Genomic DNA, 19,688 nt, shown 5'->3' on the forward strand with positions numbered 1-19,688 from the left:
TGCTTGCCTTAGAACGTAGGGTGCGCTTTCGAGCGTAGGGATAGGGCAAGCACAATGCTCACGGAGCCAAAATGATGAGTCTGCTCATAACGAAAATAAATCAAATTGTTGTGTGGATAGCCAATCGGCTACTTGAACTGATTGTGGTGATTACGGTAATGCAGGTGATTCTGCGGTACGTGTTTAATAAACCGACCAGCTGGTCAGAAGAAGTCGCGATGCTTTTTTTGGTTTGGTATGGAATGTTGTCTATCGCTGTGGGGGTGAAAACGCATTCTCACGTTGCCATCACTTATCTGCGAGACAAAGCGCCAGTGCCAATTGGTAAATCGTTAGATTACTTTGCCTATTTATGCATTGCTGCCTTTTCTTTCATTCTGCTGATGAATGCGCAAACGCTGGTTAACATTGCAGGAGCACAGATACTTCCTGCTTCTGGCTTGCCTAAGCAGCTACTTTATTATTCAGCCGTCGTCGGGGCTGGTCTGACTCTTATTAATGCGCTCACCAATATTGTGACGGGCAACGTAAGGGAAAGAGAAGAGGGAACGTTATGAGTGCGGATCAAGTAGGGATAGCAGTACTACTCGGTAGTTTCTTAATATTAATGTTACTGAGGGTGCCGATTGCCTTTGCATTGGGTATTTCTTCAGTACTGACTGCTTGGCAGTTGGATCTTCCGCTGTTGCTTGTGGCACAGCGAATGGTCAATGGGATGTTCAGTTTTACATTTCTTGCGGTACCCTTTTTTATTCTCGTTGGCAGTATTATGACGGAAGGCGGGATCTCGGATAGATTGGTGCGCTTTTCTGAAGTGTTAGTGGGCCGGTTTAGAGGTGGGATGGCGCAGGGCAATGTCGTCGCCAGCACCTTCTTTGGTGGCATTTCGGGGTCGTCGGTGGCCGATGTAGCGTCCATTGGCTCATTTTTGATCCCTGCCATGAAGCGAAGTGGCTACCCTGCGGAATATTCGGTAGCCGTTACGGTGACCTCTTCTGTGCAAGGCGTGTTGATTCCGCCAAGTCAGAACATGATTTACTACGCATTGGCTGCGGGCGGTTTACCGATTAGCCAGTTGTTTGTTGCAGGCTATTTACCCGGCATATTGCTGAGTGTTTCCTTGATGATTTTGTGCGGATTTTTGGCGGTACGGCATGGTCACCCTCAGGGAGTAAAGTACTCATTAAAAGAAGGATTGGCGATCACCAGTGAGGCCTCTATTGGGTTATTCACCATTGTGATCATCATCGGCGGGATCGTTTTAGGCATCTTTACGGCAACAGAGTCCGCGGCAGTGGCGGTAGCGTATGCGTTGCTGGTAACGGTGCTGGTGTACAAAAGTGTCAATCGTACCCATATGAAGAAAATCATGAGCGACACCATGAAAACGTTGTCGATGGTGATCGCCATTATCATGACATCGTCCGCATTTGGTTATTTGTTGTCGTTCCTCAGTGTGCCCAGTTTGCTGGCTGATTTTATTCTGGGGCTGTCCGATAACCCTTATGTGGTGCTTTTAGCCATTAATATCCTGCTGTTGATTTTAGGGATGCTAATGGACATGGGCGTACTGATTCTGATCCTGACACCAATCCTATTGCCCATAGCCAAAACCATCGGCGTTGATCCCATTCATTTTGGCATCATCATGTTGCTTAATTTAGGGATAGGTGTGTGTACACCACCAGTGGGCACGTCTTTAATGGTGGGGTGTGGTATCGGTAAGGTCAAAATAGAAACCACCGCTCGGCATATGCTGCCATTTTACTTAGCGATGGTTGTTGTACTTATGTTGGTGACTTATTTGCCTGCGATTACCTTATGGTTGCCATCACTTTTGTAGCGTAAAAGGCAAAACCATGAGAGAACCAGTCTCCTCAGCGCAGAGCCGTCTTCGTTTCTTGGCTTCTTGGTTTCTTGGCGTACAGCAGCGAGCGATCTCGTTTATAGGCCAACCCTTATGGTGCACCTGAGCAAGAACACCCACTGTTTGGTCACTTTATAATTATAGGCTTGGTCATACCATAGGTTTGGTAACACTATAGATTTGGTCACACTATAGGTTTGGTTACGCCATAGTAGAAGGTAGAAGGGCACACGTTTGCATCGATGTCGTATTTCATTGATGTGGTGAACGCATTACCCAATGTTGTGAGCTTATCTCGTTGGAAGGCTCATATCCATCAGGGAAAGATGCCTTGATTTCGACCCGTATCGGATGTGCAATAGATCAATCTTTATCGAGAGGAGAAATGATCAGAATGGACGACGAATAGATCGTATTCTCAAGTGACCGTGTTCCCAAAAGACGCCCAAAAGTGGCGTCTTTTTGCATTTTCAGGGTCTTTTATTCCGAAACGTTCTTTTCTTAAAGGAAGTTCACCGTGATCAACTTCACGCTAGCTGTTAAATTGATCAAATAATATTCAAATTGGGTTTACATGTCGTATTTAAAATGTAATTTTATATTTAAAATATCGAACTGAAAAGGAGATCAAGCATGATCATAGACAGTCACTTACATCTATGGGATTTGGATGAGTTCGATTTGCCATGGGTCACAGGATTTGAAGCGCTCAATAAAACGTTTAGTTTGGACATGTACCAATCTGACTTTAAATCCGTCGATCACGCCATTTACGTTGAAGTGGATGTGGCTGAAAACCAAAAAGGCAAAGAAATTGAATCGATAGGGCTACTATGCCGAGATCCTCACACCCCACTCGTTGCAATGGTTGCCTCCTTGGATGTGACTCGAAGCGACATCGCCGCCTATTTACAACGCATTAACGACGAAGCGAAACATGTCGTTGGGTTCAGGCAAGTGCTTCATACCGAAGAGCGACCACAAGGGTATTGTTTACAAGAATCCTTTATTAAAGGTGTGCAAGTGATAGGTCACGCTGGTTTTTCTTTTGATATTTGCATTCGTCCTCAAGAGCTCAATGACGCCGTTGCACTCATCAAGCAGTGCCCAGAGACGCATTTCGTTATCGATCACGGGGGCATCCCAGCCATTGCTTCTTATGTAGAAGATAAAAAAGCGTACGAGAAATGGAAAGAGGAGATAGCCGCAATCGCAGCGATGCCGAACAGTGTTTGCAAAATTTCTGGGCTGGTTACACAAGCTGGGGATCTTTCTCAATCAGAAGCACTATTGGGTGAAGTGCTTGCTTGGCTAAAAGCCTCCTTTGGTGCCGAGCGATTGCTGTTTGGGTCCGACTGGCCTGTCGTGGCCTTAGTGGAATCGGCACAGCAGTGGCAACAACGCTTAAGCGCGATGGTTTCAAACTGGTCAGAAGAAGAGCGCCAGCACCTTTTTTACAAGACGGCGCAACGTGCTTATTTGTCGCGACTACGTTAGGAGAATGCCCATGAGGAAATTTGGTCAAGTCATCCGATTAAAGCCTGAACATTACGACGAATACGTCAAAGCACATGCTGAGGTTTGGCCTGAAGTGTTGGCTCAAATTAAAGCGTCGCACATCCAAAATTACTCCATTTTCCATCACGACGGTTTGCTGTTTGCCTACTTCGAATATGTCGGTCAAGACTTCGAAGGGGATATGGCTGCCATGGCGGCAGACCCTATTACTCAAAAATGGTGGGCATGGATGAAACCCATGCAGCAACCACTCCCCGACGCGGGAGAAGCGTGGTGGCAAAACATGGAACACGTTTTTGAATTCAATTAAGGAGATACCAATGCTACAGGGAAAAGTGGCCCTTATCACCGGATCGGCGTCTGGGATTGGGTTGGCCATTGCCAAAGGTTTTCATCAATCTGGCGCGCATGTTGTTCTAGTGGACATTAATGCCGATCAACTGAAGGGTGCCGCGGAAGAATTTGAGTCTGATCGCGTGACAACATTGGCATGCGATGTGTCTTCGGAAGCCGATGTTAAGCGTTTGGTGACCGATCTGGAACAGAAACTTGGTCGTTTGGATATTCTTGTTAATAACGCCGGAATTGCGCACATCGGGAATGTCGAGAGTACCGAATTGGACGATCTTCAGCGGGTATTTTCAGTCAATGTGAATGGGCTATTCCTGTTCACCAAATACTTGATGCCAATGATTCAATCGGCAAGAGGTTGCATTCTCAATCTTTCTTCTATTGCCGCGAAATTGGGTATAGCGGACCGATTTGCGTATTCCGCCTCCAAAGGTGCGGTATCAGCCATGACGCTCAGCGTAGCAAGAGATTACGTTGATAAGGGCGTGCGCTGCAATTGCATTTGTCCTGCTCGGGTACACACCCCGTTTGTTGATGGGTATTTAGAAAAGCATTACCCAGACACGAAAAACGAAATGTTTAAAGTGCTCAGCGAGTATCAACCTATCGGGCGTATGGGTACGCCGGAAGAAATTGCCGATATCGCGGTATTTCTTTGCAGTGACAAAGCCAAATTTATTACAGGGGTAAGCTACGACATAGACGGTGGCGTGGTTCAACTCCGTTAAACAGAATGATTCTAAGGACAACAAAATGAAACTGATTCGTGTTGGAGAGCTGGGCAATGAAAAGCCCGGCATTGAAACAACCAACGGAAAGCGCATCAATGTTAGCGCTTTTGGTGAAGATTACACAGAAGCCTTTTTCGAAAATGATGGAATTACCCGTTTAGCAAAATGGTTTGACGAACACCAAGGGAACTGCCCAGAGTTTGGTGAAAAAGAACGCTATGGTTCGCCCATTTGCCGCCCGTCAAAAATCATATGTGTGGGTTTGAATTATAAAAAACATGCGGAGGAGTCGGGCATGCCGATCCCAAGCCAGCCCGTATTGTTTATGAAAGCGACGAGCTCACTCTGCGGACCAAACGATCCTGTGGTGATTCCCAAAAACAGCGTGAAAACCGATTGGGAAGTGGAACTTGCCATTATTATCGGTAAGCGAGCCAGCTACGTTTCTGAAGATGAAGCATTAGATTATGTTGCGGGTTATGCACTTCACAACGATTACTCGGAACGTGAGTTTCAGTTAGAACAAGAAGGGCAGTGGGTAAAAGGAAAAAGTTGCGACACTTTTGCCCCGCTTGGGCCTTACTTGGTGACAGCCGACGAGTGTAAAGATCCGCAAAGCCTTCGATTATGGTTATCGGTTAACGGAGAAATGCTGCAAGACAGCAACACCAGCGACATGGTGTTTTCAATCGCTAACCAAGTCAGTTACATCAGCCAATACATGACCTTATTGCCAGGTGATGTCATATCGACAGGTACGCCGTTTGGTGTTGGGTTGGGATTCAATCCACCTAGATATTTGAAAGAGAACGACGTTGTTGAACTCGGAATCGATGGGCTGGGTGTGTCTAGCCAAGTTGCCGTCGCGTATGAGAACGCCTGAATGGAATCGGGTTTAAGGAATCAAAACCATGACACGGATAGTGAAAGCAGAGCTTTTTTGGGTCGATCTGACTCCTGAAGTAAAACGAACTGACGCCATTCAGGCATTTGTTTGTCAAGAAACACCCATTGTTAAAATTACCGATAGTGACGGTGTAACGGGTGTGGGGTACACCTACACCATTGGTACTGGAGGCTCTTCTGTCGTCGCGCTTCTAAACGATCACCTCTTGCCTCAGCTAATTGGAAAAGACCCAGATTGTATTGAAGAGATTTGGCGCTCTTTGTATTTCCATTCACACGCTACATCGGTAGGCGCAATTACGTCTCTGGCACTTGCGGCGATTGATACGGCTTTGTGGGATAGAAAATCGATCAAAGCTCAGCTTCCATTGTGGAAAATGGCGGGAGGAGCGAAAAGTGAGATCCCGCTGTATACCACCGAAGGCGGTTGGTTACACCTTACGGCAGAACAACTTGCGGCGGATGCCATTGCGGTTAAACAGCAAGGGTTTGGTGGCTCTAAGGTCAAGGTTGGTTCACCGAGTTTAGCGGAAGATATTCGTAGGTTGGAATACGTTCGCGAACAAGTGGGTGATGACTATCACATCATGGTCGATGCCAATCAAAGCTTTACCCGTGATGAAGCGATAAGGCGGGGCAGAGCATTCGCAGAGCTGGGGATAAGCTGGCTAGAAGAACCCATGCCAGCAGAAGATATTTCGGGACATCAGCAATTGTGCGCGGCCGCTGGGCTGCCCATCGCGGTGGGCGAATCCATGTACGGTACTCGAGGTTTTAGAGAGTATTTAGAGCGAGGTGCCTGCCATATCGTTCAAGTCGATGTGGCAAGAGTTGGGGGGATCACGCCTTGGCTAAAAGTCGCGCATTTGGCTGAAACGTATAACGTCTCGGTTTGCCCCCATTTCTTAATGGAGCTGCACGTATCGTTGTGTTGTGCTATTCCCAATAGTCGATGGTTAGAATATATCCCACAGCTGGGTTCTGTTACATCGAACACACTTTCAATAAATAATGGCAAAGCAATTGCGCCTTTTGAAGCGGGCTTAGGTATAAATTGGGATTGGGAAAAAATACGCCAAACAACGAAAGTAGCAAATGTGATCTCATAGTCTAAAAAGCATGAACGATGCTACGTCATTGTAGATGAAACTTGTTAAAGTATTCAGTAGTATTGGTTCCAATAAGCGATAGTCTTATACCCAAGCATCTTAAGGTTGCTTGGGTATAGCGCCACAAAGGCAGCTTGGAAGCAAGTTATTCACCATTAAGGAAAGTCATTGGATACGAAAGAATCGAAAAAGTATCAAGCGCCAGCTCTAGAAAAGGGCTTAGACATCATAGAAGTGCTCTCAAACCATGCTTCTGGGCTTTCTCAGGTCGAAATTGCTAGAGAATTAGGCAGAAGTGTGGGAGAGATTTTTAGAATGCTGGTGGTGCTGTGCGATAGAGGTTATTTGTCGCTAGATTCTCACACCGACAGGTATGCGCTTACCACGAAGTTGTTCGAAGTCTCACATCGTTATCCAAAGATAAAACGCCTAACATCCCTTGCGGTTCCGGTGATGAATGCATTGGCTGAAAAGCTTCAGCAATCGGTTCATCTTGCCATTGTGTCAGAAGGCAAGTTGTTGGTGATAGGGCAGGTTGATTCTCCGGGATACCATTTAATGAGCGTACGCTTGGGAGCCAAGCTGGATGTGTGGAAAGCCTCTTCGGGTCGCGTCATTTTAGCGCACTCACCAGATAATGAGTTAGAGCAGTTTATTCTTGCTCACCCTCCCAGTACTGAAGATGACATTAATCAGATAAAAGCGGAATTGGCAAATGTTCGTAAAAAAGGATACGAAGAGCGCAAAAGCTACGTGATTAAAGGTGTCGTCAACATTTCAGTACCACTAACGGATTACTCTGGTCAGGCAATCGCCTGTTTGACCATTCCTTTAATAGAAAGTGTTGAAGGAGATAACCGCGCCATCAGGAAAGAATGTCGTGAAGCCATGCTGGAAGCCGCTGAATATCTAAACGAGCAGATGGGCGGTAACCTCCACGAGGACAGCATTCAGTAACCTTTTGATATAATTAATTAATGTGAATACCCTAAACGAATTAAGAGAAGTGACGAACTTCTCTTTTTTTATGTCTCATTAACCTCAAAGTTGTCTTATTATCAAGCCACGTCTTATTATTCTTCCAATGTTCCACATAGGGTATTACCCGATAACCAGAAGGAGGAATTAATTATGTTTGTGTGTCGCCCGTTTAGCGCACGTCACTTTGCTATAGTGAACCACTCAAGACATTGCGATATCGTGCTGCGATAATCCAGGCTTGAGCGAATACAAAACCATTCTATTCAGAGTGCTCTTCTCTTGAGCTCTTGGATTGTTGTCAGCTTAGTTTGACAAGGGCATCGTGCCCGCAATTCTTGAGAAACTTATGAGTACTTTATTATCAGCACAAACTCTTACTATTGAACAACCTTCAAGCACTTTGTTTGAAGCGATTTCCTTCACCCTGCAAAAAGGCAACAAAATTGGCTTAATTGGTCACAACGGTTGTGGAAAAAGCTCGTTACTTGCCGTGTTGAGTGGCAGATCAGATTCTCACACAGGAAGTGTTACCAAAGCACACCGCTGCGTGGTTGCCAGCGTAGAGCAGCACCTTCCTGCCGCAGTTGAGCACGCCAGTTTGATTGAAGCATTGGCAGAGCAATTACCAGAGCCCGATGAACGATGGCGCGTAGAAGCGTTATTGGCGGAATTTGGTTTTAGCGAAAGCCAATGGCAACAGCTTGCTTCCTCCCTCAGTGGTGGGCAGCACATGAAACTCTTACTGGCAAGAGCGCTTATTACCCAGCCCGATCTATTGCTTTTAGATGAACCCAGCAACCACCTGGATTTACCCACCTTGCTATGGTTAGAGCGTTTTCTTAACGCGTGGCGTGGCAGCTTTGTTTTAGTGTCTCACGACCAAACTCTATTAGATAGCGTCACCAATACAACTTGGATTATGAGAGACAAAGGGCTCTATAGTTTTGATTTACCTTGTCGCGAAGCGAGGCAAGCGCTCTTAGAGAAAGACATGGCTGATGAAGCACGCCACAAGTCGGAGCAAAAGGAGATTGACCGGATCGAAAAAAGCGCCAAACGTTTGGCCGTTTGGGGCAAAGTTTACGACAACGAAGACTTAGCCCGTAAAGCCAAACATATGGAAAAGCGTAAAGATCGATTAGTCGAGCAGCAAACCGAACTTACGCAAGGTTCACCGTGGACGCTGACCTTGTCGGGTGAGCGTATGCAAGCGAATCGCCTGTTAGAACTCGAAAACACCCAAGTGAAAGCACAGCCTCACCTTCCGTTGCTATTTGATGTCATTCACCAGCAAATCAAAAGCGGCGATAAAGTCGCGATATTGGGTCGAAATGGCAGTGGTAAATCTTCTCTTATGCGCATGCTTTGGGCTGCGTACACCTATGGTCAGAGTGTTGGAGGAATAGTTCTTCATCCAAATGCAAACATCGGGTACTACGACCAGAGCTTAGAGCAGCTTAACGGAGAGGAAAGCCTACTCGACGCGCTGTATTCTTACGGGAATTTAACGGAAGAAGTACGAAAGCGCTCATTAATCAGTGCCGGCTTTCCATTTAACCGCCATGAACAGAAGGTAAAGGAACTCAGTGGTGGTGAGCGTTCCCGATTGCTATTTATTGGGCTAACGCTCGCAAACTATCATTTGCTCATGCTGGACGAGCCAACTAACCATTTGGATTTAGAAGGGAAAGAAGAGCTTTTCGAAACCTTAAGAAATTTCCAAGGCGGCGCGTTGGTGGTCAGTCACGATCGTCGGCTTATCGAATCCAGTTGCAACCGATTCTGGCTAGTGTCCGACGGAAAACTGGAAGAGTACCTCGACGTTGATCAAGCGTACCAGCGTTTGGCTTTTGAAAGTGGTGATCTCCAAATGGGCAGTTCTTCTGAGCTCAATAAGGAAAGCAACACTATGGACATAAGCAATTCTGTCGATTCGGAAAGTGATGAAGAGATCATGCTCGAAAGGCTATTGGAATTAGAAGTCTGGCTTGAAGACGATCTAGCTCGAAAGCCTAAGCATCAAAAACCACAACTTCAGTCACAATGGCGAGAAGAAATTGTTTTAATTAATAGTAAGTTAAGCTGATACCCAAATAACCTCAAGATGCTAGGTTCAGCGAGAGTTAACTGGCTTTCAGGCAAGGCATCGATTTGAAGATCTAGTTATTCTAAATCAAGAATCGGTAACGCAGTATGAAAGCCAGTTAAACTCGCCCTTGGGAGCCCATATTCTGTTCCATTTCATCGTAAAAGAACTTGGAAAGGACTCGTCATTCCACTGCGTCCTTCTCCTTGAACTGGAACAGGCTATGAGGCTCTGAATCCTGCATTTTGAGGTCACTTGGTTATATAAGATATAAAAATGAATGCTCCCCATATGGGGAGCTTCTTTTTATCCTGAGCTCTGTTTTGAGGCATTTTCTATGACTGTCATTATCAGAAAAGCGTTTGCAGACGAATGTCAGGCTCTGCATAACTTGGTGACCAAAGACGAGGAATGGACGAAATACAACGGTCCTTACTTTGGCTACACCCGTCCAACGAAAGACATGTTTCGAACAACCACATTCCAGCGTCTTCTCAAAGGTGAAGACATTCAGGTAATTGAATGGAATGGCAAACCAGTGGGTACAGTAAGCTGCTATTGGGAAGATGAAAACACTCGTTGGTTAGAATCTGGTGTGGTGATTTACGACTCCAAAGCCTGGGGGAAGGGCATAGCACTTCAGGCCCTGACTTTGTGGGTTTCACACATATTTGCCATAAAGTTCACGGGAACGACGATCTTAAAATCTAGTTAGGCAATTTGGGTTTCTAGTATTTACTATTAATTTCTAATGACCGTCTGAGATCAAAGAAGTCATTATTCATTGTATATAAAATTTGATTTTATATTTAAAATGACTTATCAGTTAAAGAGTGAAATCCGAAAAGGTTGTAGTTACTCTTTGCTATCAAGGAAGATACGAGCTCCATTGGCTACTGCTTTTATTTTGATTTCGCCTTTATTTGTAGTTATACCAATATGAAACTAAGGTTGTATAAATGAATTGTTTTAACAAGCTTTTAACAGGGAAGTATTTAATATTTAAAGGTTTAGCGTTAATGTGCTTCGGCATGTCTAACTTAAACGCGGCTGAGTTTGGCAAATATGGAATAGCGACCCAGTCAAGTACACACAACTCGGGAAGTGCCTCAAGGGCAAATGATGGAAATACCAATGGCAGCTGGGCATCCGGTTCGGTTAGTCATACGGCCGTAGGAGACGCTCAACCCTGGTGGCAACTTGAATTGCCATTAATCACCAACATAGAAGAAATTACCTTATGGAATCGAACAGATGGTAATTTTCAATATCGATTGAGTAACTTCTACGTTTTTATATCGAATGATGATTTGACGAATAAGACGCTTGCAGAGTTGTTAGCAGACTCGTCTGTTCATAATATCTACTTTGATGGTACTGCATCTACGAAAACCGAAATATCGATTAACCAAGTTGGTAAATACGTTCGAGTTCAACTAACGTCAAACTCAGACCCACTTGCTTTAGCCGAAGTAAATGTTGAAGGTACGGTAGATAGCCCAAATGTTGCGCTAGGAAAAATAGCGCAGCAATCCTCAACCTTTAACTCTGTATACGATTTATCTGCAAGTAACGCAGTTGATAATCAATTAGATAGATCTGGAAAGCCTTCAGGTAATGCAGCCGATGGTGCTGTCGCACATACCGACGCAGAAGCGGCTCCTTGGTGGCAGGTTGACTTGGGAAATACTTATAAAGTTGAAAATGTTAAGTTGTGGAACCGTACTGACGGCCATCAAGATAGATTAAAAGATGTAACAGTAACGAGTCATAGAGTTAACTCATTAGATGTGAGTAACGCACTTGCTACGTCTAGCCAAACTATAGATGGGCAGTTGAGTCGAGAAACTACAATAGAAGTTAATGAACCTGCGCAATTTATTAATGTACAGCTCACGTCAGGCGGACAGGATCAGTTTTTACAGCTTGCAGAAGTACAAGTATATGGATGGGAGAAGTTAAATATTCACCCAAATTCCGTAAGTATGTCTGGTGTGTTCAATAATAGAACAAAAGCTGCCCATGCCGTAGATGGTAAACTCAACTCCAACGGTACAGTTGCCAGCCGCTTTGATCAAGACACAGTTAGCCATACTCCTTTACAACATCAACCTTGGCTTGAAGCGGATCTTGCGGGTACGGCTTATATTGATTCAATTCAAATTACACCAAGAACTGATTGCTGCATGCAAAGATTAGACAATGTTTATGTCCTAGTATCTTCAGAGCCATTTGGAAATAGAACGCTGAATGATTTGCTTGGAGATGACTCAGTTTGGTCGACTCAATTGGAGTCTGTAAGAACCACCGTAGATTTTCCTGTCGAACAAAATGGGCGGTATGTACGAGTACAATTACCAGAAGAGGGCTATCTACAACTGGCTGAGCTAGAAGTTTTTGGTCAGGTGCTTAGCGACCTCAAATTTGCGGACACACTTGAGTACCGCTCAATCGCAGTTCAGCAAGATGGGTATCATGTTTGGGGAAGCTCGCCAATTTGGGGAGATGATGGAAAAGTTCATATATTTGCCGCCAGATATGCTACCACGCGTCCTTTTGATCCAGGTTGGAAAGAAATCAGTGAAGTTGCTCACTACACATCGACAAGTCCAGAAGGCCCATTTAATTTTGAAAGCGTCGTCTTTTCAGGCACAGGGGTTAGCGGTGACTGGAATATGCGAAGTGGTCATAACCCTCATATCACTAAGATAGATGGCAAATATGTATTGACATTTATCTCCAACAATTCAGGTATAGGCGGCTACGCTCAGTTCACAGGTATGATGTTATCAGACTCTTTGTACGGTCCTTGGGAATGGGTTAACAATGGACAGCCTATCGTTCTACCACCAAATGACCCTGAAAACTGGACATATCGTTCAAGAAACATTGTCAATGCAGCGGTTATCAAAGTAGATAATCCTGATGACACTACACCCTATCATATTTACTTCAAATCAGGGTATACAGCACCCGATGGTAAGTCATTCACCGTTTATGGGTTGGCGCAATCGAGTAGTCTGGAAGGTCCGTACGTGATAGATAAGACACCAGTAGCTAACGCAGGGCGTGCGATAGAGGATGGTTATGTTTTTCAATACAAGGGTAAAGTTTTCTTAATAACCACTGATAATTATGGCGCGATAGAATACGGGGGTGGTCTTCTGTGGCAATCAGACGATGGCGGCGAAAGTTTTTATTTAAAAGAACAAGCGTTTAGACCAGCAGCGCGTCATATTCCAGCATCAATTTCCGAGCAACACACACCAATACAACACTATGGTAGTAGTTGGAAGTTTGAGCGTCCCCAGCTATTAATTGAAGATAGTGGGAAACCTAGCTATTTATTTGCACCTAGTGGAAGAAGCTTTCAGGGGAGTGATGGAACGACCTCATATTCGCTAAGAATCAACCAAACGTTGCTTGACCTTTGGTTTGGGCAATTGGAGTAATTAGATTGGCAGTAACGACCTATATGGTTGGCTTGCTTTAGAAAACAAACCCTCGATTGAATCGAGGGTTTGTTTTTGAACCGTTCTCAGCCTGAAAGACCGCTCATACCCTTAAACCCAAAGACGATATTGCTAAGGTCTATTTGTCACTCGTTACGCGAGCTTCAGAATTGCGCGTTTCTTGTCATCTCTTGTAAAAGCGTGAATCAAGAAAGGCTGCTCAGAAGGCGTGTGCGAATGTTCTTGATAGTTTACTCACATTTATCACTAGGGTATCTGAATACAGCGAAAGGTAGTGGCGATCAAGAAATGATTTCGAAGTTCATCGATGAAATTGAAAAGATTAACAAGAATGCGAACTCAATGAAGCACAAGCAGCAGTACGATATGAACAAAGAGCGTAAAAGTTTGCTGGATATGCCATTCTCTCGTGAAATCACCAAAACGGAACAAGCGGATATGGGTAAGCTGAAAAAATCAGTAAAAGGCTTGGTTGTGGTACACCCGACGACAAAGTTGGGCAAAGAGCTCTAGCTGAAAGTGATGACGGGTTACGCCCCGAAAAAATTCTAATTTCTGCTGCCCAAATCGAAAAAGTAGAGCGTTTAGGATCCCCTGAGCGCTCACCCCAATTTTTGCTCCCTCAGTTCTTCTGTCTCATCTACATCCGATGCATAGGCATTTAACCTGAACTCGGGCTCACCGATTTCTGCCCAACGATTGCATGTAAAAGGCATCATTTTCGTTCCTCAAACTGACACGCCACTAACAGGTGCAGAGCCAGAGACGCTTAACCAAAGCACTCGGCGATTGTGTACTTCAAATACTGTTCTGCACGATCACGTTGTGATCTCCTTCAAAAATTGATTAATTTTTAATCAGACCATATAGCCATGATGAATCAAAAACTTAGTGATCGTTTTCTTTGAGGGCATCCAAAAATTAAAAAATAAATAATTGGACTATCCAAAATGTATTGTTATAGCTTGTAGGTAATCCAACGGAAGGAGGAATACTGTGAACACATTAACTAAGATAGGAATGGCTTCCCTCACTGTAATGATGAATATCACTGGTGCAGTGGCAGCAGAGAAGCTGACGATACTTTGGGCGGAATGGGATCCTGCGAACTACTTGCAAGAGTTGGTACTGGATTATGAAGATGAAACAGGCGTAGAAGTAACCGTAGAAACAACCCCCTGGCCAGAATTTCAAAACAAAGCGTTTCGTGAATTTGTGGCCAAGGGAAGTGCTTATGACATGGTGGTGGGAGACTCACAGTGGTTAGGTGCAGGTTCGACTGCGGGTCACTATTACGATCTCTCTCAATTCTTCAAACAAAACGCGGTGGCAGACGTGATGCTGCCCGCAACGGTAGAGGGTTACGCAGAGTACCCATCCGGCAGTAAAACGTATTGGGCTGTACCACTGGAAGGGGATGCAAATGGATTTGCGTACCGCAAAGACTGGTTTAATGACCCAACAGAGCAGAAAAACTTCAAGTCGAAGTATGGGTACAAGTTAGCGGTACCAGAAACTTGGGCTCAGCTAAGAGATATCGCCGAGTTTTTTCACCGACCTAGTGAGGGAAAATATGGTTTGTCTATTTACACAGACAACTCATACGATGCACTGGTGATGGGGGTAGAAAACATTTTGTTCTCGATGGGGGCTGACATTGGTAATCGCTCTACGTACCAAGTCGAAGGCATCGTAAATAGCGAGGCCGCCAACAAGGGATTAGAGCTGTACCGAGAGCTTTATTCATTCACACCACCCGATTGGGGCAAGACCTTCTTTCAGGAAGCGAACATGGCCATCACCGAAGGGTTGGTTGCGATGAGCATGAACTACTTTGCGTTTTTCCCCGCTTTGGCAAACTCATCCATCAACCCAAATGCCGCAAATACCGGGTATTTCGCCATCCCGAAAGGGCCGAATGGGCATCAATATGCTGCACTCGGGGGTCAGGGCATTTCCGTTGTCAGTTACAGCAAAAACATCGAAGCGTCTTTGAAATTTCTGACATGGTTTATCCAACCTGAAGTACAGCAACGCTGGGCTAAGTTAGGAGGATATACCACCCATACAGAAACATTGAGTTCTGAAGAATTCCGTAAGGCAACGCCATTTAATGAAGCCTTTTTCCAATCCATGGCGATGGTTAAAGATTTCTGGTCTGTGCCTGAATACGCTGAACTGCTTACCGCTGCAAACAAGCACTGGCATCCCTATATCGTCGCTGGCAAAGGTACGGCAAAAGAGGCCAACGACGCCATTGCTAAGGAATGGGAAGCGATCTTTAAAAAATATGGTCGTCGTTAATCGGTACTAACTTGTTTTGGGTGGGACGCGTTTCCCACCCATAAAATGAAAGGGATACAAGAGGTGATTATGGAAATTGAACAGCCTCCAATGATAAGACAGAAGCCGATTACTCAGTCAAAGGTTGGACGGGTAGGGTTTGGTGCGTCGATGTCTGACGATACCATTAAAAGCTGGTTTGTTTACCCAACCATAGTGTTCCTCGTTTTGTTTAATGTATTTCCGCTTGTCTACTCGCTTGGCTATTCATTCACCGATTTTCGAGCGTCGCAAGGAGGTGAAGCCAACTTCGTCGGCTTGCAAAACTATCGTGAATTGTTAGGTGACGCCAGTATTTGGAGCAGTTTCAAGCTTACGGCATTGTATACGTTTATTTCGGTTAGTGGGCAAGTGTTCTTGGGGTTTGGTGCGGCTTTGCTGTTAAACCGAGAATTTCCATTAAAGGGTTTGGTAACAACCTTAATGCTGTTGCCCATGATGATGTCGATGGCAATCGTCGGGTTGTTTTGGAAGCTGCTTTACAATCCGTCATGGGGGATCGTCAATTATTTAATTGGGACTGACGGTTTAGTGTGGCTATCCAACCCAGAGCTCGCTCTACTGGCCGTCGCCATTACGGATATTTGGATGTGGTATCCCTTTGTCATGCTACTTAGCTTGGCAGGGTTATCGGCTATCCCTCAGTCACTGTACGAGGCAGCAGCAATTGACCGAGCTTCGGGCTGGTTTGTTTTTCGTCATGTGACGTTACCCTTGGTATCACCGTTGCTTCTCATTGCGATCATTTTCCGAACAATGGAAGCATTCAAAACCTTTGATCTGGCCTTTGTTATGGCCAGCATGGCGGAAACCGAATTGGTCTCAATTCGGCTGTTCAAGATGGCATTTCAGGAATGGCAAACCGGACGTTCAAGCGCACTGGCCTACATTATGCTGATTGGTGTCCTTGTGATAACGACCATCTATATCCGATATCTTAATAAACTGAAAGAAAGGTGAGGACAGAGCGATGGCAACGAATCGATATCTAGTAAATAAGCCGTTACATCGTCTAGCCATTGCTGCGGTGATGGTTCTATTGATTGCCTCCTTGATCCCGCTCTACTGGATCATAAGTACGGGGTTCAAAGCAAGAACGGATGCGACCTCTGTACCCCCTACGGTTTTCTTTGAGCCTCAGATTACGGCATACGCAAAGAACTTTACGAAAAGGGTGCAATTGCGAGAACCCGCGACTCAAGAGATGCTGGACGACGCCAGTTGGTGGGAAAAAGCCATCCTAGACGATGGTGAACGAGTCGTAAAAAGCCGCCAAGGAGAGGTGCGCTCTTCGGGTTACACAGAACGATTCATGAATAGCATTATTATCGCCGGAGCCAGTACTTTCTTGGCGGTGTCTCTTGGCACACTTTGCGCCTATGGATTTTCTCGGTTTTGTGTAAAAGGCGAAAAAGATTGGTTGTTTTTTATTCTGTCGACTCGCATGCTTCCACCGATCGTCGTCGCAATACCTGTATTTCTGATGTTTCGAACGGTTGGCTTAATCGACACGCACTTAGGTTTAACACTTTTGTATACCGCGTTTAATGTGTCGTTTGCGACTTGGTTAATGAAAGGGTTTATCGATGAAATCCCAAGGGAATACGAAGAAGCCGCTTTGGTGGATGGTTATCCCCGAATTCAGGTGTTCTTTCGAATTACACTTCCAGAATGTGCCACAGGGATTGCGGCTACCTCCGTGTTTTGTTTTATCACCGCATGGAATGAATACGCGTTTGCCATGATGTTAACGAATCGGACGGCTCAAACGGCACCAGCCTTTATTCCCTCGCAACTAGGGTCGGGTCTAATCGATTGGAGCACTATCGCAGCGGGTACCACACTATTTTTAATTCCGGTGTTTGTTTTCACTTTTCTCCTTCGCAAGCATCTGCTTAGAGGGGTGACTTTTGGAGCAATTCGACGATGAAATCACGTATTTATCAATATGCTTATTCACTTGAAGTGGTAAGCCTGTCTATCATGGTTTTGGGGTTCGGAATGTTATTTCAGCCATGGTTCCATTTCGCATTTCGCTACAGCGTCGTGGTTATGCTGCTTGGGCTTGTCATGTTCAATGTGTTTTCTCGACTTCCGCAGCATAAAGGGGAATAACATGAGCGCTATTGCCATCAAAAATGCCCAGAAAGATTTCAATACAACACGTGTGATTCACAGCCTAGATTTGGATATACCGGACGGCAGCTTCTTCTCTTTGCTGGGGGCGTCGGGCTGTGGAAAGACCACAACCCTAAGATCCATTGCTGGATTGGAGCAATTCACCAGTGGAGAGATCTACATTGGTGAACGTGAGGTAAGCCGTCTGTCTCCTGATCAACGGGACATTGCGTTTGTTTTCCAGCTTTATTCTCTTTATCCCCATCTGAAAGTGAAAGACAACATTGCCTTTCCACTGCGCGCAGTGAACACGCCCAAGGAGGATATAGAGCATCGGGTGAATGAGGTGACTCAATTGCTGGGAATAGAACATCTGTTGAATCAGAGGCCGTCCGCGTTGTCTGGAGGAGATATGCAGCGGGTCGCTATCGCTAGAGCCTTAGTGAGAAAACCCCAAGCGCTATTAATGGATGAGCCGATTGGCGCACTAGATGCCAAACTCAGAGAAGAGCTAAGAGGCGAGCTAAAGCGACTCCATCAGCGAAGGGGAACGACTATCGTGTATGTCACCCATGACCAATCAGAAGCCATGGCCTTGTCGGATCACATTGCCATTATGCACCAAGGGCACTTGCAGCAAGTTGGGACACCATTTGATATCTACCATTACCCTATCAATACCTATGTGGCGCGATTCATCGGTGCCCCTGCAATGAACACGTTGCTTGGGAGTGTTGGTCATATAGAGCCTGACCTTACTTTTCTGATTGATCAGTCTTCACTTCAATTTACTCTGCCCGACAATTGGAAGACGTTTCTTCAAGATAAGTCGGGTGAGCGCTTTCAAATTGGGATCCGCCCTGAGCATGTAAAGGTATCAGACGAAGGAATGCCCGTGACGATCGATCACATAGAGTTGTGTGGCAGTCACAAAATAGCGGAATTCAAAATGGGAGAGAGGACGCTCAAAGCACGGTTGAGCGCGCAAAGTCAGTATGAGGCAGGTTGTCTGGTGAAGGTGAGTTTCTCAACCGAGCACTTGCACTTGTTTGAGCCGGACACGGTATCGTCTGGGCACATTACTCACTACGGCTCGGTTTGTGATGAGGTGGCAAGATGAGTGACTTAAAAATCATGGATATCAGTAAGAAATATGATGATCTCGTGGCATTGAGAGAAGTGAGCTTAGACATAAACAATGGTGAGTTTTTCGTTGTGTTGGGTCCGACAGGGGCGGGGAAATCGACACTGCTACGCACCATTGCAGGCTTAACGACATTAGACAGCGGCAGAATTGAAATGGATGGCTGTGATCTGTCGGAAGAGACCATTGCCCAGCGAGATGTGGCTTTCGTTTTTCAACAGTATTCGCTGTATCCCAACCTCACAGTGAAACAAAACCTTGAGTTCCCATTGAAAGCGCCAGGAAGAGAGTTATCGGCAGAACAAATTTCCGAACGAGTGCTAAGTGTCGCAAAGACACTGCGCATCGAACACCGCTTAGAGGCTAAAACCCAAACTTTATCGGGAGGCGAAATGCAACGGGTGTCCATAGGAAGGGCGATCGTTCGATCGCCAAAACTGTTCCTGATGGATGAGCCGCTCTCCAACCTTGATGCAAAACTACGCGAATCCTTGCGCAGTGAGTTACGCGCTCTTCAAAGAGAATTGAATGCCACCATTGTTCTCGTCACTCATGATCAAACGGAAGCTCTGAGCTTAGGCGATCGGGTTGCCGTGATGAATCACGGTGAAGTGGTGCAAATCGGCACACCAGAAGACATTTACTTCAATCCTAAAAACGCGTTCGTTGCGGAGTTGGTAGGAAGCCCGACAATTAACTTTTTGTCTGGTCACGAGGCTAAGTACGTGCTGATAGAAAACAAGAACCCAAACAACCTGCCGCCCCTTGAACGTACTCAACGCGAGGCTGCCCACCCAATGATTGGAGTGCGACCAGAAAACCTGAAAATCATACCGGGAAAGACGTTTGAAATACAAGCCATTGAAAACCTTGGAGGGGAACAGGTGGTATTCCTTTCTAGGGAGAAAACCAACCTTCGAGTGGTAGTGGAATCTCACCATCAGATTCCCGTAGGAACCCGTTGTGATGTGACTACTGATGACAAAGATTGCATCCGATTTAACAGCGTCACAGGCGAAGCGATTAACCATCAAAGTATTACGTTATAGGTAGCGGTAAAC

At 45.4% G+C, this 19,688-nt stretch carries 18 protein-coding genes; all 18 read left to right on the forward strand.

Annotated features, from left to right (window positions below; translation table 11 throughout):
• The first annotated feature begins 71 nt into the window (after window positions 1–71).
• The 18 genes from HC752_RS06690 (at window position 72) to HC752_RS06775 (ending at window position 19,676) form a co-directional block, all read left to right on the forward strand.
• Window positions 72–557 carry a TRAP transporter small permease gene (locus tag HC752_RS06690; protein WP_190334360.1) on the forward strand — a complete coding sequence of 162 codons (486 nt, stop codon included), beginning with the start codon at window positions 72–74 and terminating at the stop codon, window positions 555–557.
• Entirely contained in the window at window positions 554–1,843 is a 1,290-nt protein-coding gene (locus HC752_RS06695; RefSeq protein WP_190334361.1) for a TRAP transporter large permease, read from the forward strand. The genes HC752_RS06690 and HC752_RS06695 overlap by 4 nt, the downstream gene beginning before the upstream one ends.
• 657 nt (window positions 1,844–2,500) lie before the next feature.
• Window positions 2,501–3,364, forward strand: a complete 864-nt coding sequence (locus HC752_RS06700) for an amidohydrolase family protein (protein ID WP_190334362.1) — start codon at window positions 2,501–2,503, stop codon at window positions 3,362–3,364.
• A gap of 10 nt (window positions 3,365–3,374) precedes the next feature.
• Complete coding sequence (locus tag HC752_RS06705) at window positions 3,375–3,695, forward strand: L-rhamnose mutarotase (RefSeq protein ID WP_190334363.1); 321 nt, start codon at window positions 3,375–3,377, stop codon at window positions 3,693–3,695.
• A gap of 10 nt (window positions 3,696–3,705) precedes the next feature.
• Window positions 3,706–4,464 (forward strand): SDR family NAD(P)-dependent oxidoreductase, encoded by a 759-nt coding sequence (locus HC752_RS06710; RefSeq protein ID WP_190334364.1) that lies wholly within the window; start codon window positions 3,706–3,708, stop codon window positions 4,462–4,464.
• 25 nt (window positions 4,465–4,489) lie between these two features.
• Window positions 4,490–5,350: a fumarylacetoacetate hydrolase family protein gene (locus tag HC752_RS06715; protein ID WP_190334365.1), complete on the forward strand. Its 861-nt coding sequence runs from the start codon at window positions 4,490–4,492 to the stop codon at window positions 5,348–5,350.
• Window positions 5,351–5,378: 28 nt separating this feature from the next.
• Window positions 5,379–6,482, forward strand: a complete 1,104-nt coding sequence (locus HC752_RS06720; RefSeq protein ID WP_190334366.1) for a mandelate racemase/muconate lactonizing enzyme family protein — start codon at window positions 5,379–5,381, stop codon at window positions 6,480–6,482.
• Window positions 6,483–6,650: 168 nt separating this feature from the next.
• Window positions 6,651–7,439, forward strand: a complete 789-nt coding sequence (locus HC752_RS06725) for an IclR family transcriptional regulator (RefSeq protein ID WP_190334367.1) — start codon at window positions 6,651–6,653, stop codon at window positions 7,437–7,439.
• 370 nt (window positions 7,440–7,809) lie between these two features.
• Complete coding sequence (locus HC752_RS06730; RefSeq protein WP_190334368.1) at window positions 7,810–9,549, forward strand: ABC-F family ATP-binding cassette domain-containing protein; 1,740 nt, start codon at window positions 7,810–7,812, stop codon at window positions 9,547–9,549.
• Window positions 9,550–9,886: 337 nt separating this feature from the next.
• Window positions 9,887–10,264: a GNAT family N-acetyltransferase gene (locus HC752_RS06735; protein WP_238930435.1), complete on the forward strand. Its 378-nt coding sequence runs from the start codon at window positions 9,887–9,889 to the stop codon at window positions 10,262–10,264.
• 244 nt (window positions 10,265–10,508) lie between these two features.
• Window positions 10,509–13,001, forward strand: a complete 2,493-nt coding sequence (locus HC752_RS06740) for a galactose-binding domain-containing protein (protein ID WP_190334369.1) — start codon at window positions 10,509–10,511, stop codon at window positions 12,999–13,001.
• Between the two features lie 237 nt (window positions 13,002–13,238).
• Entirely contained in the window at window positions 13,239–13,535 is a 297-nt protein-coding gene (locus tag HC752_RS06745) for a YibL family ribosome-associated protein (RefSeq protein WP_190334370.1), read from the forward strand.
• 483 nt (window positions 13,536–14,018) lie between these two features.
• Window positions 14,019–15,326: an extracellular solute-binding protein gene (locus HC752_RS06750; protein WP_202987885.1), complete on the forward strand. Its 1,308-nt coding sequence runs from the start codon at window positions 14,019–14,021 to the stop codon at window positions 15,324–15,326.
• 69 nt (window positions 15,327–15,395) lie between these two features.
• Window positions 15,396–16,325, forward strand: coding sequence for a carbohydrate ABC transporter permease (locus HC752_RS06755; protein ID WP_202987886.1), 930 nt, complete (start codon window positions 15,396–15,398; stop codon window positions 16,323–16,325).
• A 10-nt stretch (window positions 16,326–16,335) separates the two neighbouring features.
• Window positions 16,336–17,295: a carbohydrate ABC transporter permease gene (locus tag HC752_RS06760; protein WP_190334371.1), complete on the forward strand. Its 960-nt coding sequence runs from the start codon at window positions 16,336–16,338 to the stop codon at window positions 17,293–17,295.
• On the forward strand, window positions 17,292–17,480 hold the full coding sequence (locus HC752_RS06765; protein WP_190334372.1) for a hypothetical protein: 189 nt from the start codon (window positions 17,292–17,294) through the stop codon (window positions 17,478–17,480). The genes HC752_RS06760 and HC752_RS06765 overlap by 4 nt, the downstream gene beginning before the upstream one ends.
• Before the next feature lies 1 nt (window position 17,481).
• Window positions 17,482–18,603 carry an ABC transporter ATP-binding protein gene (locus HC752_RS06770; RefSeq protein ID WP_190334373.1) on the forward strand — a complete coding sequence of 374 codons (1,122 nt, stop codon included), beginning with the start codon at window positions 17,482–17,484 and terminating at the stop codon, window positions 18,601–18,603.
• Entirely contained in the window at window positions 18,600–19,676 is a 1,077-nt protein-coding gene (locus HC752_RS06775) for an ABC transporter ATP-binding protein (RefSeq protein ID WP_190334374.1), read from the forward strand. Before HC752_RS06770 ends, HC752_RS06775 begins: the two co-directional genes overlap by 4 nt.
• Window positions 19,677–19,688: the final 12 nt, after the last annotated feature.

The organism is Vibrio sp. S9_S30 (assembly GCF_014694455.1).
In the GTDB taxonomy this organism is placed as follows: Bacteria; Pseudomonadota; Gammaproteobacteria; order Enterobacterales; family Vibrionaceae; genus Vibrio.